The sequence below is a fragment of the Staphylococcus sp. HMSC069D12 genome (assembly GCF_001810405.1).
Classification (GTDB): Bacteria; Bacillota; Bacilli; order Staphylococcales; family Staphylococcaceae; genus Staphylococcus; species Staphylococcus haemolyticus.
This window is the reverse complement of record NZ_KV801090.1, coordinates 1-24493: the sequence shown is the minus strand read 5'-3', so window position 1 is coordinate 24493 and position 24493 is coordinate 1. Positions and strand designations below refer to the sequence as shown.

The following is a 24493-nucleotide window of genomic DNA, read 5'->3' as shown; positions in this document are numbered from 1 at the left end:
AACATAACAACTGATATTACGTTTAAATTTGTTTATAAAAAAAGAGTAAATAAGTTATTTGAAACGTTTAATACTATAAGAGCGATATAAAAAAATGGGAGCGAAACTGAGTTTAGTTTCACTCCCTCGCAATATAGCTACGATTGAGAAGAGTTTGTCTTAAGCGCCTTCTCAACTCGGTTTGCTACTATAAATTTGCATTATGAGTTTTAAATATGCTACACCAAACGAGCATATTCTTTATTTGTCTTTCTTAACTTTGTAATTAGTTAGTCTCAATACCTTCTAACCATTCATCTACTTTATTATCATTATCATCCACATAGTCTTTAGCTACTTGTTCTGGATTTTTGTTATCAACAAAGATTTTTTTAGCTAATTTGTCTTCTTCAGATTTACTCCAATCATCTGCCATACGTGTTGCAATTGTGTATGCAGCTGGATGTGCTTCTTTAAAGTCTTTGTTAAATACTAAGTCAATATGTTGATTATTATTACCATAAATGTTGTCTGGATCTTTCAACATTTTAACGTCTAATTCTTTAGAGAACCAGCTAGGTTCCATTGATGTGAAGACGATAGGTTCTTGTTGTTTAAAAGCAGATTGAATTTTCTTGAATTGGTCTTGGTCAGAACTTTCTTTCAAGCTATATTTATCCAAGTTGTCACTATCAAGTTCATCTTTAGTTTCTTGCATAACGCCATTACGTGCGTCTGTGCCTTGAATTGTCCAATCTACAGATTTTCCGAAGTCACTGTTTTTTAAGTCACTAATTGAGCCGACATCTTGCACGTACTTAGGTACGGCTAAACCTACTTTTGCGTTATCAATTAAATGTTTATCATCATAAATTGTTAATTTACTTTTGAACTTATCGTAGTAACTTTTATCAGTAGTAGGGAAGATACCTGATGCATGGAATGAATCAGAGTTCTCTGATACAGTAGCATATAACGGGCCACTTGCTGTTACTGGTGTAGTTGTTACATCATAACCTGCTTTTTTCAATACTTCTGCTATAACTAGTGAACGTGGTGTTGAATTATCACTCGCGATATAAGGTATTTCGATTTCTTTATTACCAAGTGATGTTTGACTATCGTCTGATGAACCACTACCGCTACCACTATTACCACAAGCACTTAGCACTATGGCTAAGGCTAGTGTGGCTAGTAGTCCTAAGAATTTCGAACTACGTCGTTTTAACATAACGTGTTTCCTCCTTTTTAATATTAGTCTCTAAGTTCGTCATCATGACGATGTTGAGATGATCGGTTATATCTATCGTAAACACCTTTGTTGTTTTCACGAGCGTATAACATTAATGCTTTGAATAATACATCTTGATCAATATTGCTATCAGTTAATTCTTTGTATAAGTTTGTTGTTTTATCGAAATTTGCATCATGATAATCATGGTTATCATTTTGTTGATCATGATTGTTATGACTATAATCATCGTTTCTATCGTAATTGTCTTGATAGTGTCGATCATTATAATTACGTTCATCATGATAAGTATGGTCGCCATCTTGAGTATAAAGTGATTCATAGTCGATATCATCACGTTGATTATCATAATGATGTTGGCGATGATGATTATCTAAATGCACAGAACGGTTATAATCTTCGTCATTATAATTGCGATTGTGGTTACGTTTGTCATTTTGATAAACATAGTTATCTTTGTCTTGTCTAGCGTATTCATTATTTTTATCGTTGACATGACCTTTTTCAGAATATGTGTCGTGATGATTATCTTCTTCTAAAGCTTTACCTTCAACGTCAACGTTTGGCAATACTGCACCTAACCATTTAGGAAGGTACCATGAAGCTTTACCAAAGAGTTTCGTCAATGCTGGAATTAATGTCATACGTACGACGAATGCGTCGAATAACACACCGAAACCTAATGCGATACCCATTGACTTAATTGCACCGTCATCTTGGAAGACGAATGCGATGAATACACTGAACATAATAAGTGCAGCAGCTACGATAACAGGTCCACTTTCTTTGATACCTACACGGATTGAATGATCATTGTCGCCAGTCTTACTGTATTCTTCATGTACACGTGTCATTAAGAAGAGCTCGTAGTCGATGGCAAGTCCGAATAACAATCCAATTGTGATTACTGGAAGGAATGCAAGTAATGGTCCTGTGTTTTCAATACCAAATAAGCTACCCATAAAGCCATGTTGAATGACTAATGTTGTGAAACCTAATGTAGCCATTAATGAAAGGATAAATCCTAGTACTGCTTTTAATGGAACTAAGATTGAACGGAACACAATCATTAATAAGAAGAATGCTAATACAACGATAACGCCTGCAAATACTGGAATAGCGTTGTTTAGTTTTTCTGACATATCGATGTTAATAACACTTTGTCCTGAAATTTCAGTGTCATAGTCATATTTTTCTTGCGCTTGGCTATGATAATCACGTAAATCATATACTAGTTTTTCTGTTGACTGTGAGTTCGGTCCTTTTTCAGGAATGATTGTGAATAATGCGTAATTGTTGTTGTCAGTTAGTTGTGCTTTTGAAACTGTATCAACATTATCAATGTCTTCTAAATCACTACGCATATTATTTAAGTCACGTTCGATAGTGCTTTTACTTCCACCATCTTTTGTATTTACTAACATGACAATTTGTCCGTTATAACCTTCGCCAAAATTATCTGAGATTAATTTATAGGCTTTGTATTCTGATGAGTCAGTTGGTTTTAAACTATCATCTGGAATACCTAAACGCATGCCACTGACTGGTATAGCAGCTAAAATTAAAATAATTAAACTTACAATAACAGCGATAACTGGCTTACCAACAATAAATTTTGCCCAAGGATGATCTTTAGGGTCTTTACTTTTAGATGGTTTATCTTTAATTTTAATACTTTTATGGAAGATACTGATTAGGGCAGGTAATAGTGTTAATGCTGCTAATACCGCAAATAACACACTAATCGCTGAAGCGAATCCCATAACCGCTAAGAAGTCGATTCCTACAAGTGATAAACCACAAACAGCAATCATAACTGTAAGACCAGCGAATATTACAGCACTACCTGCTGTACCCACTGCTGTTGCGATAGCTTCTACAGTATCGACACCTTTTTTCTTAAGTTCTTTAAATCTAAATAGAATAAAGAGTGAGTAGTCAATACCAACAGCTAAACCTATCATTACAGCTAGTGTAAGAGTGAAGTTTGGAATATCAAAGATATATGTTAATAATGCGATGATACCAACACTTGAACCTAAACCGATGATTGCACTAATAATTGGCATACCAGCTGCGATAAGTGAACCAAAGGTAATAAGTAAGATTACGAATGCTACGACGATACCGACAATTTCTGATGTACCACCAGGTTCAGCATTCATAGCGCCACCTTGAGTTTTTTCAATTTGCACATTGTGGTTGTCAGTTACATCTTTTAATTCTTTGTCGATGATATGTTTAGAAGAATCTTTTAATCCAGTTTGTGGAACTACATAACTTACATTAGCGATAGCGGTATCGCCTTCATCGTTAACTTGTCCACTGTCATATGGATTAGAGATATTTTGGATATAATCATCATTTTGTCTGATATTGTCTAAAGCATCTTCAATATCTTTCTTCGTATCTTTATTATTGAGTCCATCATTCTTATTAGAATGGAAGACTATTTTCATCGAGGCTTTCTCACTGTCCTGATGAAATTCTTTACTAATTTTATCGTTTGTGTCTAATGACTTAAGGCCGTTCATAGTGATGTCACTGTCAAACTTCGGTGAGTTTATCATTAATGGCGTGATAATGACACCTAGTATAACAAGCCATCCTATAACACTTAGCCATTTGTTCTTAGCTATAAATTTTCCTAGTTTGTATAATAGCTTTGCCAAGACATTTCCCCCTATTTCATTAATTTATATCGCTTAAAGTATGGGTAATGTGTTGATGATTTGTGAGCAATTACATTAAATCGATACCTTAAATTAAGCATATTTAAAATGTTACATTTGATAATGTAACAAGTTATACCCACGTTCGGTACCATTAAAAGTTTTACGTCGTTGGAAAATGCAACACTTTGGAAAAATTGTTGGTGAAAATAGCGTGTATTAAGGGGATATATAAGAAAACAGGTAACCTCGTGATGATGGTATACCTGAAAATAATTTGGTATGTAGACTTGCGATGTAGTTAGTTCATTAAATAAAACAGGAGAAGTAATGCGCCTATTAAGACAAAAATTACGCCAGGAATATAAATTTTTTCTCTGAGGTCAATGTCACGTTGGTATGCAACAAATCTACTAATACCGATTAAAATTAGACCTAAAAGTAATAAAATGATGGAAAGAACTTGCATTAACCGTACCTCCTAATCAAAAAGTACAAATAGCAAATTGATTAATATGTATATCTTTCTTTCAAATTTATTATATTATGTAAGCGTATTTTTTTATAGCGATTTATTAATATATTGTAAAATTGTTATAACTTTTCGGAATGTTTATTAACAAAATTTATACATTCTTAATATTTTATAAAGGTAATAATAAACTGACTTTTCAAACTATACGTATTTGAATTATTTTGAGAAAAGAAACAGAAAGCAACTGTAGAAGGACGGATAGTATTAAAGAGCAATCATGTTAATAAATATTTAATCAACGTGATTGCTCAAATTTGCAGGAACTATTTAGTGTTATATATTAATGTGATGAAATCTTGGATAATAGAAGTGAGATGTCTATCATTACGGTATATGAGTAAGATGTAACTTGTGGTTGGGGCATTAGTCAAAGTCTTACTAATAATGCTTGGATGATGACTTATAGCATTTTTGCTGACTAAACTTAAGTAATTTGAATCTTTTATTGTTGTAAGGATACTGCTAATACTATTGGTTTCCATGTGAACGTCTAAGTTGATAAAGTTCTTGTTACGCCATTCGTCTATACTGTCTCGAGTTGCTCCGCTATTATGAATGATAAAACGGTAACTACTAATATCTTCTAAAGTAAGATGATCTTTTTGAGCAAGTGGGTGACGTTTGTCCATAGCAAGCACTAATGGATTTTCATGAAGACGTTTGACTTGTAGTTCACCCTCGTTAAAACCTTTTTCAGCTATGACAGCAATATCAATCTTACGGTTTTTAACTTTCTCGATAATAATTGGCGCAGTATCTACTGTTAAGTTAATATCTATATTTGGATGTTCATGCATATAGTTTTTAAATGTTGACGGTAAAATGCTAAAGATTGGAGCGTGACTCGCACCAATTCTTAAAGTTCCTCGTTTAGATTGTTTGAAATCTTCCATCATATCTGTTGTTTCTTCTATTAAATTAAGCATTTTATTCGCATTCCGATAGAGTAATTCACCGGCTTCAGTGAGGTTGAAATGTTTACCTTTTTTGAAATATAGAGGTAATCCACATTCTTTGCTTAAGTTTTTTAAATGAAAAGTTACCGTTGGTTGTGTGATACCAAGTTTTTCAGCGACGGCGTTTTCGTTTTGTGCCTCAACGAAATGTTTAAAGATGAGTAATTGCTTTGTATTCATGAATTGATTTCCCCAAAATATATATTTTGTTTATACTATTTTCTATAATAAATAAAGAATTTTGAGGACGCGTTAATAATTTGTTTAAAGTTAGTTAAACAGTGATTTTATATTAATATGCAATAAGTCGTAGGTTAGGAGAGAAGGAAGTATGAAAGAAAGGATACTTGTGGTTTCTGATATACACGGTCATCGGAAGGCACTCGTCACTCTTTTAAAGGCAGTTAATTTTAATGTGAGAAAAGATCAACTCGTTTTAATGGGAGATTATGTTAATAATGGACCCGATTCATTTGGGACTTTGAAGTTAGTGAAACGCTTAAAACGTCGAGGTGCACTTGCCTTGGCTGGCAATCATGAGATGCGTTGGTTAGAAAGTAAAGATAAAAAAATCAAACGCTGGCACAAATTTTTAAGAGAATTGTCGACAATCGAGGTCATAGATAATTACATATTTGCGCATGCTGGTATAGATACGTCTAAACCTTTAAATAAACAGATTAAGGAATATACTACTGGTCATTATAACCATAATTTAAATAGAAACATCCCTAAAAATAAATATTTGATACATGGACATATTCCTAATTATCGCTATGGGTTAAAAAACGATGAATTATATAAAAAGAAAAATATACTAGATATTGATACAGGGGCTGGTCATAATAAGTTCTTATCTCTTATTGATTTAACTAATGCATACCAATACTCTGTTAAGGTTACAGATACTAAAAAAATCAACACTAAACGTATAAAATTATAAAAATCTATGACTGGTCAATGTTTGGAACCTTTAATTAATTTTCAAAAAACAGAAGTATAAGTTTTAAATTAAATGTTATATAATGAAGTGGAATATTAATAAAAAGGGTGATATGCGTGAAGAAGCTTAGACAACATTCTAAATTTAATTCGTATTTAAAAGTGTCATGTTCAGTGTTGTTAATGAGTGGAACATTAGTGGGTTATGGATTTACCAAAGATGGATTTGCACAATCAAATGACCGCATCGACAACGTTTCAAGTGAAATGACATCTGTTCAAAATAAACTTGATAAAGCGATAGATAAAGCGAAAACAAAAATTGACCGTTTGAAGTACCTACAAGCCACTGATATTAAGAGTTATAAAGAAGATATTGAAGATGCACGTAATCAGTCTGAAATTGATCAAATTTTAAGGGATGCACAGGAAGAAGACCGTATATCAAATGAGGAAAGTGCTAGAGAAACTGGTGAAAAAGCAAGCACTTCTAATGAATCTTCACTCTCAACTGCTGAGCAATCATCAACGAATGAAGAAGATAAGCTAGATGAATTAGATAAAATAATAGCCGATTTAGATTCTCTATCTGAAAAGGTTGATACCCATCAACAAAGTGAAGATATGAAGTCGGAACAAGGTTCCACAAATAATAGTGAAAATAGCCAAATAAGTAGTGGACAATCAGCATCTTCTCAAGACATTACGAATCACATGAATGAAGAAAATGATGATACCTCAATATTGGATGAAATGGATAATGTTAAAAATGACATAGAATCAACTAAAGAAAGTGCACATTCATCTGTAGAAGATATTCGAGATCAAACTGACTCATCCATTCAAGATGACAATTCAACAGAATCGCATTCAAAAGATAATACTAATACTGCATCAGATAAAAGTATTCTAAGTGGTATCAAACAGATAGATAAAGATGATGTCAGCCATAAGTCAAACAAGATTGATTCAAAAGAGGGTCATATTGATGCATTAACTGACGAATTATCTGCTAATCAAAAAATTGATCAAGCTATTACAAAAGTTGAAAATCAACAAGATAACACATCGAAACGTTATAGTGACCATAAACTTGAGCAATTGAGACAGTTAGAACAACAAGTAAAACAAAACAACAGTTTAACTAATGAGCAAAAGCAAAATATTGAAAAAGATATTAGAAATGTTCGACAAAATGTTAAAGCGAACCGAGATGAAATAAGTGGCCGCTTAGAACAATCTTCAAATAAGCAAGCAACAGTCGAACAAATCTTAGGAAGTGTCTTTAGTAAAAACGAAGCTCAAAAGATAGCCAAGCAGATTAAAACTAACGGTCAGTCAGATAAGCAAATAACAGATCAAATGATGAAACATATTGACAACCTCAAAACGACAACAAGTGATGATATTTTGGCATCCATGTTTGATCAAGCACCTGATAAAGAGGCTTTAATCAAAACATTGCTTTCAACACGTTTAGGAAATAATGAGGCATCACAAATAGCTAAACAGCTTGCTAAAGAGAATTTATCTAGTTCAGAATTAGTAAATCAAGTGAAGCAAAAAATTAATGCAAATCAGTCAGTAACAGCTGATGATATTCTTAAAGACGTACTAGATAAATCGTCAGACCCTAAACAAACCATTGAAACGTTATTAGCTACAAAGTTAAATCAAACACAAGCGAAGGCGTTGGCAGATCTTATTGCTAGAGCTCAAACGGATAAAGCTGATGCGTTAGATTTAGTGAAAAATGCATTAAACGGTACAGGTCGTGATTTATTACAGTTGCAAAATAAACTCGACACTGCAAAAAATAATTTGAATTATATCTTAGATCCTATTACCAATAGACCTTCACTATTTGATCGCATTAATGGTAGTACATCAAGTTCTAATCTTCTTAATCAAGGGTCTCACTTACTAGATGGACTAACTGGTGGTGGTCTATTAGATGGTCTTAATTCAGGAGGAAGTCTGTTAGACAATATTGAAGATATTCCTAATCCTGTACAAGGATTATCATTGGGACAATTAGGCGATGATGATGGATTTTTAAGTGGCTTATTTGATGATGAAGGGAATCTATCTTTACCAAATACTGGAGAAGTAGTTAAAAAGTCTTGGCTACCAGTAACAGTGTTATTAGTGATTGCTGGGGTCAGTTTAATAGGGTTAGGTCGTCGTAAACAACAAAACACTAAGCATTAAATACAAACTTAAAGCGTGGATAACTGGGTAATCATTACTTACTTATGTTATCTACGCCTATTTTTTTGAAAAAGAGACTCAACATCGGCTAAGAAAGCGCTTGCACAATTCTTAGAAAATAGCAAGTGAATTTTGAGAAATTATTGGTAAAGTTATGTGAAATAATTATGGAATAATCTAAAATATTTACACTTTATTTAATATTCATATTGATTGTAAAGTGCATTAGACATACACTAATAGTGGAAAAAGAAATTGAGAAATTTTTCACAAAGTTGCTTAATTAATAAATTTTCACAAAGTATACGTTTTAAATGTGTATAGCATTTTCATAGATAAAAAATACTTGAAGGGGTTGAAAAGCATGACACACACAAATGAAGTTACTAATAGCACTAGCAAAGGACGGAAAAAACGATTCTCGCTTAAGATGCCTGGCGCATTTACAATTTTATTTATTTTAACTGTAATCGCTGTTATGGCAACGTGGATGATACCGGCTGGTGCATACTCTAAGTTATCCTATGATGGCGGTGCTCATGAATTTAAAATTGTCGATGCTCATAATAAATCAAAAACAGTCCCTGGAACACAAGAACAATTAGATAAATTAGGTGTGAAAATTGATGTAGACCAATTTAAATCAGGTGCCATCAATAAACCTATCTCAATTCCTGGAACATACGAACGATTAGAACAAAAACCTGCTGGACCAGATCAAATTACATCAAGCATGGTTAACGGTACAATTGAAGCAGTCGATGTAATGGTATTTATTTTAGTATTAGGTGGACTCATTGGTGTTGTACAAAAGAGTGGTTCATTTGAATCAGGACTTTTAGCACTTACTAAAAAAACTAAAGGTCATGAATTTTTACTTGTATTCATGGTGTCAGTATTAATGGTACTAGGTGGTACGCTTTGTGGTATTGAAGAAGAAGCGGTAGCATTTTATCCAATACTCGTACCCATCTTTATTGCCATGGGATATGATTCAATTATCTGTGTTGGGGCAATCTTCCTAGCAAGTTCTGTAGGTAGTACATTCTCAACAGTTAACCCATTCTCAGTTGTTATCGCATCAAATGCAGCAGGTACAACATTCGTAGATGGTTTATATTGGAGAATTGTTGGCTTAATTGTGGCAACAATTTTCACAGTAGGTTATTTATACTGGTACGCTAAAAAAATTAAAAAAGATCCTAAAGCATCTTACACATATGAAGATAAAACTAAATTTGAAAATCAATGGTCAGTTATTAACGATGATGGCGGAGAAAAACCTTTTACACTACGCAAAAAAATCATTTTAATTTTATTCATCTTACCATTCCCAATCATGGTATGGGGCGTTATGACACAAGGTTGGTGGTTCCCAATCATGGCCTCAATGTTCCTAGCATTTACAATTGTAATCATGTTAATGGTAGCATTAGGTAAAGATGGACTTGGCGAGAAAGTGGTCGTCGATGCATTTGTAGAAGGTGCATCAAGTTTGGTAGGGGTATCACTAATCATTGGTTTGGCACGTGGTATCAATATGATTATGAATGATGGATTAATCTCAGATACAATCTTGAACTTCAGTTCATCACTTGTACAAGGTGTAAGTGGACCGATCTTCATTGTAATATTGTTGATTATCTTCTTCTTCCTAGGTTTCATTATTCCATCATCTTCTGGTTTAGCAGTGCTTGCAATGCCAATCTTTGCACCACTTGCTGATACAGTAGGTATTCCTAGATTTGTTATCGTAACAGCATATCAATTTGGTCAATATGCAATGTTATTCTTAGCACCAACAGGATTGATAATGGCAACATTACAAATGTTAGACATGAAGTACTCTCACTGGTTGAAATTCGTATGGCCAGTCGTTGCCTTCGTATTCATCTTCGGTGGTGGCATGCTTATCACTCAAGTATTAATTTATTCATAATAGATGAATTAAAAAGGTGGTTCACCCAAATCGGGTGCACCACCTTTTTAAATGTTATCTTATTTAACTCACATCAGCATTATTTAGGCTGAATATAGTGTAAGGCTTCAGCTGTGCTAGCATCAATTGTACGATATGACACGATGCCTAAACCTTTGACATTAGATTCTGAGATGACGATAGAGCCATCTTTATTTACCTTTTCAACAAAGGCAACATGACCATATACATCATGCGCACCAGCTTGTCCTGCTTCAAAGACGACTGCGCTATGTGTAGAAGGTGTTTGACTGACATCATAGTTATCACGTTCTGCACGATTATCCCAGTTATGGGCATCTCCCCAGTCGCTACCTACTTTCTTACCAAATTGTTGAACACGTTCGTATACATACCATGTACATTGACCTTGAGGATAAGGTGATGACGAATCTGTGATTTCAAATGATTTAAACTCACTACCTGAAGTATCTTCTCCACTAGATGTTTGTTTAGTATATTGATCTAAATCTGGCATTTTTTTCTTATCAAAATCAGTTAAGTGATAGTGTTTGATTAAGCTATTTAATTTAGTAGCATAGTTAGGGTCTGTAGCATACGTACGGCTTAAATGTCGTGTCGCATCACGATAATCTATAGCTTCATGCTTCCAAGTAGGTTTATAAATTGTTGGATTACCGTCGATACCATTTTTAATTAAATCAGCATAATCTTCCAATGATGCTTTAGTACTTGGATATTTACGGAACCCAGCATTAATACTAAACATACTGTTGTCACTACCAGCTTCTAGCGTATTAAAGTTTACAGATTGTCCTTTATAACTACCTTTAATACCAAATAAATTATAATTAGGTGCTTGTGCTAAGGTACTGTTTCCTGAACTAGATTCAAGAATAGCTTGAGCAATCATAACTGAGGCATAAAGATCTTTATCTTGACCAATCTTATGTGCATCTTTAGCGATAGACTTAATAAAGTCACGCGTACCTTTATTTTCAACAACTGTTATATCGCCATCCGTTACGTCACTACCATTAAGTTGAGGTAATGTTTGGAACAGACTAGTTGAACGCGTATTATTTTGCTTAAAGTCATCTTCAAATGACTGTGCAGGTGTAGTTTTATGTTCAAGCTCCTTCTTAGTTGGCAACTGAGGGTTACTTGCTTTAGTCGTGTTGTTTTTTGTTTTTTTACCCTTAGATGTGTTTGTTTCGTTATCCTTTTTAGATGATTCGAAATCTTGATGCGTCTTTTTAGCATCTTCACTATACTTATCGAGCACAGTGTCTAAGGCAGATTCAGATAGACTATTACTATCAGAAGATGATGTTTTACTAGAATCATTTTTTGAGTCAGTGCTTGTGTCGTCATTATCTGATTGATGATTAGTGGTATCTGTATTATTACTTCCTTGATTATCTTTATCATCATCTGTTTCATCTGAGACGAAATCATCAATAGCATCTAACGCTTTACTAACACTTGCATCGTCCTTATCTTGATTGGCAGTTGATTGTTGTTTTGTATCTATCTCATCTTGTCGTGAAGTCTTATCTGATTGGTTAGCTTGCTCACTACTTTGCTGTATGTCATCATGTTCGCGATCCGTTGTGTCAGAAGATGAAGCACTATGTTCTGTTTGATCTTGGTCTTGTGAATCAGTATCTTGCTCATTTGTAGAAAGCGTGTCATCATCTGTTTCATTAGTGCTTGCGGGTTGCTCATAATCTGAAATATCACTATCGAAATTAAATAATGATGCAATTAAATGAGTTAGGCTAAATCCGTTTTGATATAAATCAGGATTTAAAAAGTTAGAAGCAGGTAAACCACTAGAATGAGTTGCGTCAAAGATTGGAGAAAGGGGTGTACGGTAAGTGTTATTTGTATCTTTATCACGCTTTTGATGACTGCGAGATACGCTTGTGTTGTCATCATCTTTCTCCTCTGATGACGTATTTGATGACTTAGACTTTTCTCGTTTTATCTTGTTCTTCGAATCTTCCTTAGTAGGTGCTTCAGAAGATGTGTTATCGGACTGAGTATCGTCTGGTTGAGATGGTTCATTAGTATTATTGTCATTTACATCTTCATTATGATCAGTCTGTTCTTCTTGTGTGCTAGATGATTTCATCTTAGCATCTTCGTTTGTGTCTTCAGCATGTGCAATGCTAGTCGTAAATGTTGGCAATACTAGCGTTGTTGTTAAAAAGTAAATCATGAATTTATGCTTCGACATTACGCTCTTTTCCTCCTATCAAATTAACTATGGTGGTATGCGAATATATCAGAATTTGATATAATATTTATTATGATTTTTAGTTGATAAGTATCAACTAATTATTACTTTGCTCAATAAAAGTATTATACTAACTCTATAAAGAAAAAAACAATACTTAATATCATTTTGAGATAAAATCTTAATATTTCATTTTTAGGAGTGTGAAAATGAAAAACGCACTAAAATTATTTATAACGGACTTGAAGCGAGTTGCTAAGACGCCAGCAGTTTGGGTTATACTAACAGGACTTGCGATATTACCATCTTTCTATGCTTGGTTCAACTTATGGGCTATGTGGGATCCTTATAGCCATACAGGTCATATCAAGGTTGCCGTTGTGAACGAGGACAAGGGTGACAAAGTTCGTGGCAAGAAAATTAATGTTGGTAATACATTAGAAGACAATCTTAAGAAAAACGATAAATTTGATTGGCAATTCGTTAGCCGGGAAAAGGCAGACCATGAAATTAAAATGGGTAAATATTATGCTGGCATATACATACCTAAAGAATTCTCGCATCAAATTACTGGCACATTAAGAAAGAAACCACAAAAAGCCGATATCGAATATAAAGTTAATCAAAAAATCAATGCCGTCGCACCGAAAATGACTGATACAGGGTCAACGGTCATCGTTGACGAAGCAAATAAACAGTTCAACGAAACCGTCACGAAAGCGTTACTACAAGAAGCGAACAAAGTGGGTATTCAACTTGAAGATGAAGTACCTACAATTAATAAAATAAAAAATGCAGTTTATGCGGCACATGACTCATTACCACAAATCAATAAAATTGCGGATCGTATTGAATATTTGAATGATCATCAGGATGATCTTGATAAATATGCAAATCAATTCCGTGCATTAGGTAATTACAAAGGCGATATTTTAGACGCCCAACAAAAGCTTAATGATGTGAATGCAGCCATTCCGTCACTTAACGAAAAGGCAAAACTCATCTTAGCACTTAATGAATATATGCCGAACATTGAGAAACTATTAGATGTAGCTTCTAATGATATACCGGCACAATTTCCTAAGATTAATAGAGGCGTGGATATTGCTAGTGAGGGGCTTGATTTAGCGAATACGCGTTTAAATGATGCACAAGGTTATCTTACATCTGCTCAGCAACGCGTAGGTGATTATCAAGAAGCGGCAGGGCGTGCTCAAGAAGTAAATAACCAAGCCAATAGTGCATTGCGTCAACAAAGTACGTCGGGACTTCCTCAATATCAAATTCAGAAGTTGAGCACAGATAGTAGCCAGGACACTGTGAATGATAATCAAATTGTCTCAAACAATGACGTGAAGTCTATGAATAGTGCGCTTGCAGAAGCATTATTAACACTTTCAAGTAATTCTGATAATCAAGCGAAAGCAACACAGTCAGACATTAAAGCCTTGAAAGATATATCTTATGGTGTTATTGGTTCTAATCGACCGACTGAATTTAATAACATGTTACGTAATTTAAAAACACGTCTTGAAAATAGCTCGAAAAGTAATCAACAATTGATAGACGTATTAAAAGAATTAGAAAAAAGAGAACATGTCGATTTATCGTCGCAAATTAAACAAGTTGAGAGTGCCAATAATCGTATCAGCGATTCATTACGTTCAACGAATCAACTCATTGATGCACTAAAAAATGGTAGTTCAGGTAAAGCAGAAGCAGTTAACGTATTGCGTTCGTTACCAGATTTAAATAAAGCGTTAGGTAACTATCGTGATTTCATTAAAAACGACTTAAACAATCGTTTGTTAGTTGTATCTAATCAAATTACACAAGAATTAAGCAAAGGTCAGAATACGTTATCAGACGTTCAATCTAAATTAAATACGATTAATCGTGTTATCATTGCTGGTCAGGATATAGTTACAGATGGACAGAATCGTATAGCTAACATTCAAAGCGAATTACCTGCTTTAGAACAAACCTATATTAATGCTATGCAAACTGCTCAGAAATATTTCCCTACAGTGAAAAAAGACGTAGCGAATGCAGCTGACTTTGTTCGTAATGATTTGCCAGATTTAGAGCAACAACTTGCGAATGCTACAGCAACAGTAAATACGAACTTACCGACATTGTTCAATAAGTATGACAATGCCGTTGATTTATTAAATCAAAATCAACCACGTGCGAAAGAAGCGTTAGCAAACGTAGCTAATTTCTCTGAAAACCGTTTGCCAGATATTGAAAAAGATTTAAACAAAGCGAATAAAATATTTAAAAAATTAGATGAAGATGATGCGGTAGATAAAGTGATTGATGCGTTGAAGAATGACTTGAAGAAACAAGCCGACGTGGTTGCGAATCCTATTCATAAGAAACAAGTAGATGTCTTCCCAGTTAAAGATTATGGTTCAGGTATGACACCATTCTATACGTCATTATCTATATGGGTAGGGGCATTATTACTAGTAAGTTTATTGTCTGTAGATAATAAACATGAAGCCTTGGAAGATGAGTTAACGAAACGTCAAATTTATTTAGGTAAAGGTGCTTTCTTTATAATGATGGGTGTCATTCAAGCATTGATTGTAACGATTGGTGACTTGGTTATTTTGAAAGCGCAGGTTGAATCGCCGACATTGTTTATCTTAGTCGCACTGTGTGGTGCTATTGTCTTTAATACGATTGTGTATACATGCGTGTCATTACTTGGAAACCCAGGTAAAGCTATTGCAATCATTTTACTAGTATTACAAATTGCTGGTGGTGGAGGAACATTCCCAGTTGTAACTGCACCTAAGTTCTTCCAAACGATTTCACCATATTTACCATTCACGTATGTGATAGATTCCTTACGTGAAACGGTAGGTGGCATTGTACCAGAAATTTTAATTACGAAAATGATTATCTTAATACTATTTGGACTAGGATTCTTTATTTTAGGCATCTTAGTCAAACCAGTCTTAGATCCAATTATGCGTAAAATTTCTAAACGCGTGGCTGAAAGTAAAGTAACAGAATAGAAAATAAAAATTTTAAGAATACTCGAAAGTTTTTAGTCTTTCGAGTATTCTTTTTAATTACTAAATGATTTGAATTTTTAGCAACATATTATTTTTATATCGTTAATAATGAAATTAGTATTCAAACAACTTAAATACTAATTTATTTTACATAAATTTATATGTAAAGTTAGCTCTATATAATATATTTTTTAAATAAAATAAGGTAATATTGTAGATGAATATAGTATTGTGAGGGATATTATGAAACTAGAAGTAGAAATTAAGAATAAAATTTTTAAAATTTTAAAAGAACTAGAAATAAATTTAAATTTTTTAGAGTTAAGTGAGATAAATCTAAAAGAGTTAAGAAGTGAAATTTTTAAATTACGAAGTAAGAAGTATATAAATAATACAGCCTATGAGTTATTAAGAAGTATAAGTAATGAAATAGAAGACATACAAATGTTCGATAGCATTAATAGTTATAAGAAATTAAATGAACTTTTAATTAATTTAGAAAGATATATAAGTATTAAAAGTGATATTACTACAAATAAATTTTTACAAGTAATTAGTAATTTAAGCTCATCTTCAAAAGAATCTATAGTTAATACTGAAGAATTTAACTATTTTAATGAATATTTGCATATACATAGACGCATTGAAGATAGATTAAAAGAAGCATTAGTGAAGTTAAAAAATGAAAATAATGGAATTATTTTTTTAGTGGGCTCAGTTGGAGATGGGAAGTCCCATTTATTGTCTTATCTTAATAAAAATAATAAAGAATTATTTCAGAACGTGTATATATATAATGATGCTACAGAAAGTAATAATCCTTATAAAACAGCCGTTGAGACTTTAGTAGAAAAATTAAGACAATATGAAAAAAAAGAAATAAATAAGATGGTTATAGCAATTAACGTAGGTATGCTAAATAATTTGAGTGAGTATTTAATATCTAAAAATATTGATTTAGAGATAGTAAATACTATCAAAAAAAGTGAAGTTTTTTCTAATAAAGGTATGGAAACTACTACGTTTAAACTGAATAATATTTCTTTAGTATCTTTCTTAAATGAAACTACATTTGAAATTGAAAACGAAATAGGAATTAAAAGTGATTTTTATAATTCTATTTTTAGGAAAATTTTTAAAAAAGAGGTAAATAATCCTTTTTATAAAGCATTTATTGAAGATGATGGATTTAATAGAAATGAGCCTATTTATCAAAATTACTCACTAATATTAGATGAAAGTGTTCAAAATACGATTAAGTATTTAATTATAAAAACTCAAATAGTAAATAAAAGAATTATTTCAACGAGAGCGCTATTAAATTTTATATACGACATTATTGTTCCTGAAATGAATCAAAAAAGTAATGATTCATTCTTAGTAAATTTATTATTTGGTAGTAATGGTAAGTCAGCTATATTAACTTCTATGCATGAACAAGATCCAATATTTTTCCAAAATTCAAAATTAGATAAGTTGAATATTGAACTTTTCAACACGTTAGATTTACAAGCTAAATGTGAAGAAATATTTGGAGTTGAAAACTATAAAAAAATAGCGAATTATTTATATTTATTAAATGGATTAGAACACAAAAGAAAATTTGAAATGATTATTAGATTACATTATTTATTTAATTATGAAGAATATGAGCCTACAAGTTTTAAACATTTCATTAGACTACTTCGCGAAATAGAAAACAATAAAACTTTAAAGAAAGAGATATTAAATAAAGTTATTAATGGAATTATAAAGTGGAAAGGAAGTCCTTATAAGAACTATATATATAATGAAAGTTTAAAACCTGAGACTAAAGTCCGAATAGGATTGGAGTTTAAACCTAAACCAAAATCGGTAGAAATTAACGGAAAGAATAATATAGTAGTTAAATTAGAAATAAATAATGCTATTTATGAAATTGAAATAGATTTTAACTTATATAATTTATTAGAAGAAGTGGAAAATGGTTACGTAATAAAAGAAAAAGATAAAATTGATGCGTTAGTATTTACAGAATTTGTAGATAATATAGTTAATAATCTCACTTCTACTGAAAGTACAATTGTAAATATTCCTTCAACAAATGAAACATATATGATTAGAGATGAGTTTTTAGGTTATCAACTTGAGGAGGTTGAATAATGGATAATTTTCCAACAAATAAATTAATAAAACATTTGAAGTTAGACGAAGGATCTCCGAGATATAATAGAAGCTTTGGATTCAGCATTCTCCCTTTTTTTACTCGTGAAAAAGAAAGAGCAAAATTTAAAAATGGTTTTACGCCAATTGTTGGAGCAATGGCAAGATACAGTTTAGGACTTAGAACAGAATATAACTATGAAAATTTTAATATTGATAATATTTATGAAAATGTGGAGGGGCCAGATTCTTTTGAGGAAAATAAGAAAAACAATTTATTGAAAAGATTATTTGATTTTAATACAATTTCTTCAATTAATCATCCTAGAGTTTTAAGTTATTACCCATTAAGTGATAGTCCGGATAAAAAAGGAGAAGTAAATATAGCTTTATATTTATGTAATATTTTAAAGTTAAAAGAAAATTCAGCTTGGATAAATTTTATAAATACAGCAAAGTATAATAATTTAATGGAAAAAATTTTTTTTGAATCTGTTAAAAAAATTGATGAAAATGAGACGCATAATCATTTTACAACAATTATTGATAATCTGTTTGAAACTACAGCAGAAGATTTAGATTATCTATTAAATTATAAAGACTTTGCTTTGAGAAATTTAGATAAATTTTTTGCATTTTATTATTTTCAATATATAACACAAACAATAATTAACATAGACAATTTAAATAAACTTGAAATTGGCCCTGAGTTAGTACCTCTTTATTACACTATAGATAGTGAAAAATTGTCTGCATCAAGAATTACATATAAAAAAGGCTTTAATATTCTTAAAGAAAGAAAAAAATATACTTTAGCTAATGATAATTTATTGGGATATCTAAATATTTTAATTAATGACATTGAAAATACAAATGTATTTTATTCATTTACAGATATTTTAAATTTTGAAGATAATAGAAAAATAAAATTAAATATAGAATTATCAAGGATGATGAATTTATATAAAACTAGATTAGAGAAACAAGAACAAATATCTAATGATTTATTAAATAATCTACAAATATTAAAAAGATGGTTAATTAATGATTTGACTAGAGAAACAGTTTCTAGATATTCCAAATCTATAGATGAAATTGGAGATTTATATTTTCTAAAAGGCAGAGGTAATTTAGGAAAAACTTTGACTATTAAAAAAGATATGCTCATTTTATTAACAGCTATCATTGTTAAAAATGAAAAAAAATTAGTAAAAGAAGTATTTTTAGAGTTTGAAAAAAGAGGAGTTTTTTTTGATCGATATACAAAAGAAGAGGTAGTAAATTTCTACGAAAAAATGAATATACTTGATAAAAAAAGTGATAGTGGAGATGTTAAATATGTCAAACCAGTTCTATAATTTTTTGAGTGATGAGTTGTCAAATTATTTGAGTAATACTAATTTAAATAGTGGAGATAGATTTTTCCTTATTTTAAATAATGATAATGAGTTAATTAATCTCAAACAAGCGATTACCTCATCTACTGATAAAATAGTAAATAAATTTCGATTAGATGAATTTGATTTTGAGACTATTTATTATTACGTAAATGACATAAAAGTGATTTTTGTGTTTGCATATAATGGTATTACCAGTGATTTTTTAGTTACTATTAGAAATAAAATATCTTTACAAAAAGGGCAATGGCATAATTCAATAGTAATTTTTATGATGAAAGAGGATTTAGATAGTATAACAGGTGGTGCATTAGATTTATCAAAAAAAGGTGCGCCTTTCCATCCTAATTCGTTAAAACAGAATTTAGATAAAATAGTTAATAAAGAATATCATAATCTTGAAAAGCATGAAAGTGAAATTTTAAAATTTGTAATTGAAAGAAAATTTTCAGATGAACTTGTAAAATACACATTATTAGATTTTGAAGCTGTGTTCAGTATTATTCAACAAGGAGAAATTAAAAAAATTGATTATCTTAACTTAGGCTTATTTGAAGATAAACAATTAAAAAGTTATTCTAATTCTTCAAAAGTTATTAAAAAAAGATTGGATGAAAATAGTGATTTGTTTGAGTTAGTTTCATCAATTCATGATAGAGGTAATATTAATGAGGATGTAGAAGAAAAATTTGGAGACAATGCACCATCTAAAATTAAAAAGAATAACTGGTATGAAGCAGAATTTGAAGCAGTTAGAAAAAGTAAAGAGAATGTGGATAAACAAAAAAAAGTTAAGATAGAATTTAATGATGAAGAATTCCAAAATCAATTTGAAGATTTAGAAGTTTGGAATAAAAATTCAGGTACTACTAAAGTAAAATCTAGAGAAAAAAATATAATTATATTTAAAGATATGAAAGATTTAGGTTGTATAGTTCTTCCTTTTGATAAAAACGATAACATACAATCTGCCTATGTAAATACAAATAGAGCTAAAATTTATAACTTATCAACTAAAAAATCTTCTCAAGTTGAATTTGTCGGAAGAAGTAAAAATAAGTTAGTGATTAATACTAAAAATATAAGAAGAGATGAAGAATATTACATAGAATTTACATATAAACATAATAATTCTTCTTCATTGACATTTAAATTTAGAATATTATTAGTTAATTTTGATAGCTCTGAAATAGATAGTTTAAAAACTAAATATAAATTAAAATATAATACTAAAGAGAAAAAAGTTGAATTCAACTTAGATAACATTGAAAATAAATTACAAATTAATAGTGAAAATAAAGGTCAAGATAAAGTATATGAAAATGGTGAAATTTATAATTTAGAAACAACTTCAAGTTTGGATTTTAGTCATCTCATAAATGTTGATGAATCTAATATTTTTGTTAACTTAATTATTAATAATATAAACTATATTATTAAACTTAATGAATTTGTGAATAAGCCTGTTCCTGTATCAAGTTCGAATTTAATTAAAAAAGTTTATGAAAAAAAAGAATCGATGATATTTAAAGATAATATAGTTATTCAAGATACTAATGAATACTATTTATTTAGTGGTTTTAAGAATATACTTCAAATCGAACAAGAGATGATAAACAACTATTTTACTAATGGCACATTAATTAAAAATGAATTTTTTGGAGAGATTAAAAATTTACCATCATCAGTTGCTAGAACATATAAACAATTATGTGATTTAATTATAGAAAAAAATACAGTGCCAAGTTTAATGTATTATGATGAAGACATACGATTATCAATATTAAATTTTTGTAATTCTGTAGAAAACGTAATAAATAATCTCTCTGATGACGAAAAAATTACTAATCATGAGATACTAAATATACATGAATTAGGAACTATTAAAGATGAAAATAATTTTTATTTAACCTCTTTGCATCCGTTAGTATTGAGATATGAATTATATAAAACAAAATATTTTATGGATAAAGAAATAAGTGAAAAGATATTCCATAAATATAATCCGATAGGTTTATTACCTTATGTAGTTGATACGGATACTAATTATTATTTCGCTAATTACACTGAAGAAGGGGCACGTTGGATAACTTATAGACCTTTTGAAACTACTAATAAAATGAGTGCAAATAAAATGCAATTTATAATTCGAACGAGATTAAATAATTATAAACAACATTTTAAATATTTATTTAATATTAATAGTCAATATGCTTTGAAAACAAGGTATATAGAGGTTACTGATTATAATACTATAATAAAAGGGACTATAGAACATATCTTAGATCAAATAAAAGAAGTTAAATCTCTTTATTCTTTAAATCCAGTTGATATTTATTTAGATAACATTGAATATATAGGTGATTTATATACTTTATATAATGTGAAAAGTAGTGATGAACTTTTTGATTTATATAAAATAAAAATCCCAAGTAATGTAAAAAAACGATTCGGCACTGAAGAAATTATAGAGAATATTAAAAACAAAATAAATATATTTATTAATTCACAGGACATGAAAAAACAAGAAAATATTTATCATATTACTTTTGTTAATTTTAACCAAAAACCTAAGTTTAGTGTGAGTAATCTAAATGATATTAACTCATCAATTACAAATAGAGGTCTTTTATCTAATATAAGCTACACTAAAATAGGCGATTCTTACCTATCAGGCTTTGGAGTTAAAGGGCTTTACGATTCTAATGATTTAATTAATAGCGCTATATTATGGAATAGTTTTGTTTCAAGTAATAAAAATTATAGGCTGAATCCATACAAAAAAAATGAAGGTATTGTAAATAATATTATTAGTATTGAAAATCAAGACTTAGATGAAGTTTTTAATAATACAAATTGGGTTACTTTTATTGATCCTTCAGTTGACTTGTCCTATTTTAACAACAACAATTATGATTTATTCATAATACATTATAATGATCAAACTTCTTCGTTTAATTATGAATCCATTACAGTAACTAATAATACTGAACAATATACTAATATTCTTAAAGAATTTCTACAAAAGGTGAATGTTAACTATATACCAGAAAATGTAAATAATATTATTAGATCTTTTAATATTCTTAATGGAGAATGGTTACTTTCAATTATAGGAAATAGAAATATAAAATCCAGTGACCATTCAATACGTGAAAAATTAAGTATAATTTCAGCATATAAACAAATACTTTCAATACTAAGTCATAAGAATATTACTTGGATTCCTATTTCACTTGAAGAGATATTAAGAGTAAGTCGTCAGCAAGGGTTAGATTCAAGTTCTGATGTTTTTTCTGCAAAAGAACTCAATTATAATGGTTCTATTACAGATGATTTATTATTTATCGGACTGGAAATTCAACAGGATAAAACTTTCGTACATTTAATGCCAGTTGAAGTGAAAATTGGAATGAATCAAAATAATGTAGTTACAAAAGCTAAGAAACAAATCACTCATTTATATAATCTTTTAGAAAGAGAGTTAATAAAAAACTCAAATAACATTTTAACTCAAAAATTTTATAGACAATTTTTTATGAACTTATACTTTGGTAATTTAAAAAAATTTATTGAGAATGAAGTGATTATTGATGAAAAAATGTTTTCTATCTATGAAAAAAGAGCCGAAATCTTGAATGATAATGTTGTTTTTTCAAATAAAATTAAAGACGAATATGGTATAGGAATTGTAGTACTCTTTAATCAAGAAAGTAGTTTTAGAAAACTTATTAAAGATAAAGATAGTAATATATATGAACTACATTTGACAGAGTTCGATGCTTACAACGATGCTGAAAAAGATTATAAAATGATTAGAAATGAAATATTGAATAATGAAAGGGGAATTGACTTAACCAAACTTTTAGATCTTTCAGTAGCTAAAAATCTTGATAAGACAAAAGATATTTATGAGAACAAGGAAAATAAGAATGTAAATATTCCTCGTATTAATATAAAAAAAATAGAGAAAATTCTTTATAGAAATAAACCGAAAATAAAAAAAGATTCAATTGAATCTAACTTAGAAAATGTAAGAATATTGTTGGGTAATGTTAAGGGAAGTACTGAAAAAGTTTATTGGGAATATGGTCATAAAAAATTACCTAATCGTCATATATTAATAAGCGGTAAATCAGGACAAGGAAAGACTTATTTTATGCAATGTTTATTGTATGAGATGGCAAAAAATAAAATAGATAGTTTAGTAATTGATTATACAGATGGTTTTTTACACAATCAACTTGAAGAAGAATTTAAAATGAAACTCGGAAGTAAACTTGAAAATAAATTTATTTTCAAAGATAAATTGCCTATAAATCCATTTAAAAGAAATGATATTGATTTAGGTGGATTTATAGTACCAGAAGAAAATAATGATATTGCTGATAGAGTAGTACAAATAATTGATTTTGTATTTAGATTGGGTATCCAACAAAGTAGTTTATTAAAAGAATCAATTAAAAGTGGCTTAGATATATATGGAGAAAATTTTACATTTACTAAATTAAAACAAAGATTAATAAATGAAGAATCGACTAATACAAATACTTTATTAGGAAGAATAGATAAGTTATTAGATAGAGATCCTTTCATATATGAAGACAATAATTTTACGTGGAAGCAAGTTTTTAATAATGATGGGAAAGTAACTATAATGCAACTAAAAGGGTTTATTCCAGACATTCAGAAAGTATTAACTGAGTTTTTATTATGGGATTTATATAATTACACTGAAAGACATGGAAATAAAAATCTTCCTGTTCCAGTTTTATTAGATGAGATGCAAAACTTAAATCACAAAGAAAGTTCACCTACTACTAAAATTCTAAGAGAGGGAAGAAAATTTGGATGGTCATCATGGTTAGCCACTCAATCTATTAGTTCAATTAAAAATAATGGTGGAGATATATCAATGTTGTTTAATGCAGCAGAACAAATTCATTTTGCACCTCCAGAAGATCAAATTACTTTTTTAAGCAAAAATAAAACTAATGATGAAAAAAGAAAAATGGAAAAAGATTTATCAACTTTAAATAAAGGAGAATGTTTAGTAAGTGGATTCTCAGAAATTAATGGTGAATTAGTAAAAATTTCAGAAGTAATTGAAGTAATTCCCTTAGAAAAGAGATAAGATGCAAACAGAACTCTAAGTGCTTAAAACTTAGGCTCTACGTCAAATCGGACTGATGAGTCCAAA

Annotated in this window: 12 protein-coding genes; 7 read left to right on the top strand and 5 right to left on the bottom strand. The window is 30.2% G+C overall.

Going from position 1 to position 24493, the window contains the following annotated elements; genetic code table 11:
- Positions 1-265: 265 nt before the first annotated feature.
- The 4 genes from HMPREF2737_RS01105 to HMPREF2737_RS01095 all read right to left on the bottom strand — a co-directional run bounded on the left by HMPREF2737_RS01105 (position 266) and on the right by HMPREF2737_RS01095 (position 5574).
- Positions 266-1210 (bottom strand): glycine betaine ABC transporter substrate-binding protein, encoded by a 945-nt coding sequence (locus HMPREF2737_RS01105; RefSeq protein ID WP_037552146.1) that lies wholly within the window; start codon positions 1208-1210, stop codon positions 266-268.
- 23 nt (positions 1211-1233) lie between these two features.
- Positions 1234-3903: an MMPL family transporter gene (locus tag HMPREF2737_RS01100; RefSeq protein WP_037552147.1), complete on the bottom strand. Its 2670-nt coding sequence runs from the start codon at positions 3901-3903 to the stop codon at positions 1234-1236.
- 301 nt (positions 3904-4204) lie between these two features.
- The gene (locus HMPREF2737_RS11530; RefSeq protein ID WP_176744050.1) at positions 4205-4372 is read right to left on the bottom strand and encodes a hypothetical protein; all 168 of its coding nucleotides are present in this window, start codon (positions 4370-4372) and stop codon (positions 4205-4207) included.
- 329 nt (positions 4373-4701) lie between these two features.
- Entirely contained in the window at positions 4702-5574 is an 873-nt protein-coding gene (locus HMPREF2737_RS01095; protein WP_037552150.1) for a LysR family transcriptional regulator, read from the bottom strand.
- 151 nt (positions 5575-5725) lie between these two features.
- Here HMPREF2737_RS01095 and HMPREF2737_RS01090 point away from each other — a divergent pair, with 151 nt between their 5' ends.
- From HMPREF2737_RS01090 to HMPREF2737_RS01080, 3 genes are all read left to right on the top strand, one after another.
- Positions 5726-6337: a metallophosphoesterase gene (locus HMPREF2737_RS01090; protein WP_016930621.1), complete on the top strand. Its 612-nt coding sequence runs from the start codon at positions 5726-5728 to the stop codon at positions 6335-6337.
- A 116-nt stretch (positions 6338-6453) separates the two neighbouring features.
- Positions 6454-8547 carry a hypothetical protein gene (locus HMPREF2737_RS01085; RefSeq protein WP_037552153.1) on the top strand — a complete coding sequence of 698 codons (2094 nt, stop codon included), beginning with the start codon at positions 6454-6456 and terminating at the stop codon, positions 8545-8547.
- A gap of 364 nt (positions 8548-8911) precedes the next feature.
- On the top strand, positions 8912-10486 hold the full coding sequence (locus tag HMPREF2737_RS01080) for a YfcC family protein (protein ID WP_016930623.1): 1575 nt from the start codon (positions 8912-8914) through the stop codon (positions 10484-10486).
- Between the two features lie 79 nt (positions 10487-10565).
- Here the strand turns inward: HMPREF2737_RS01080 and HMPREF2737_RS01075 are convergent, their stop codons facing one another.
- A complete protein-coding gene (locus tag HMPREF2737_RS01075) occupies positions 10566-12728 on the bottom strand; it encodes an amidase domain-containing protein (protein ID WP_037552155.1) in 2163 nt (720 codons plus the stop codon).
- Between the two features lie 209 nt (positions 12729-12937).
- Here HMPREF2737_RS01075 and HMPREF2737_RS01070 point away from each other — a divergent pair, with 209 nt between their 5' ends.
- The 4 genes from HMPREF2737_RS01070 (at position 12938) to HMPREF2737_RS01055 (ending at position 24427) form a co-directional block, all read left to right on the top strand.
- Positions 12938-15754 carry a YhgE/Pip domain-containing protein gene (locus HMPREF2737_RS01070; RefSeq protein WP_037552156.1) on the top strand — a complete coding sequence of 939 codons (2817 nt, stop codon included), beginning with the start codon at positions 12938-12940 and terminating at the stop codon, positions 15752-15754.
- Between the two features lie 243 nt (positions 15755-15997).
- Positions 15998-17896: a DNA phosphorothioation-dependent restriction protein DptF gene (gene dptF, locus HMPREF2737_RS01065; protein WP_037552159.1), complete on the top strand. Its 1899-nt coding sequence runs from the start codon at positions 15998-16000 to the stop codon at positions 17894-17896.
- Complete coding sequence (dptG, locus tag HMPREF2737_RS01060) at positions 17896-19254, top strand: DNA phosphorothioation-dependent restriction protein DptG (RefSeq protein ID WP_037552162.1); 1359 nt, start codon at positions 17896-17898, stop codon at positions 19252-19254. Before dptF ends, dptG begins: the two co-directional genes overlap by 1 nt.
- The gene (locus HMPREF2737_RS01055; RefSeq protein ID WP_037552166.1) at positions 19235-24427 is read left to right on the top strand and encodes a helicase HerA domain-containing protein; all 5193 of its coding nucleotides are present in this window, start codon (positions 19235-19237) and stop codon (positions 24425-24427) included. The genes dptG and HMPREF2737_RS01055 overlap by 20 nt, the downstream gene beginning before the upstream one ends.
- The last annotated feature ends 66 nt before the right edge of the window (positions 24428-24493 follow it).

Coding starts and splice junctions, on each gene's coding strand:
- HMPREF2737_RS01105 (WP_037552146.1), bottom strand. CDS start 1,210: ATGTTAAAACGACGTAGTTCGAAATTCTTAGGACTACTAGCCACACTA.
- HMPREF2737_RS11530 (WP_176744050.1), bottom strand. CDS start 4,372: ATGCAAGTTCTTTCCATCATTTTATTACTTTTAGGTCTAATTTTAATC.
- HMPREF2737_RS01095 (WP_037552150.1), bottom strand. CDS start 5,574: ATGAATACAAAGCAATTACTCATCTTTAAACATTTCGTTGAGGCACAA.
- HMPREF2737_RS01090 (WP_016930621.1), top strand. CDS start 5,726: ATGAAAGAAAGGATACTTGTGGTTTCTGATATACACGGTCATCGGAAG.
- HMPREF2737_RS01080 (WP_016930623.1), top strand. CDS start 8,912: ATGACACACACAAATGAAGTTACTAATAGCACTAGCAAAGGACGGAAA.
- HMPREF2737_RS01075 (WP_037552155.1), bottom strand. CDS start 12,728: ATGTCGAAGCATAAATTCATGATTTACTTTTTAACAACAACGCTAGTA.
- HMPREF2737_RS01070 (WP_037552156.1), top strand. CDS start 12,938: ATGAAAAACGCACTAAAATTATTTATAACGGACTTGAAGCGAGTTGCT.
- dptF (WP_037552159.1), top strand. CDS start 15,998: ATGAAACTAGAAGTAGAAATTAAGAATAAAATTTTTAAAATTTTAAAA.
- dptG (WP_037552162.1), top strand. CDS start 17,896: ATGGATAATTTTCCAACAAATAAATTAATAAAACATTTGAAGTTAGAC.
- HMPREF2737_RS01055 (WP_037552166.1), top strand. CDS start 19,235: ATGTCAAACCAGTTCTATAATTTTTTGAGTGATGAGTTGTCAAATTAT.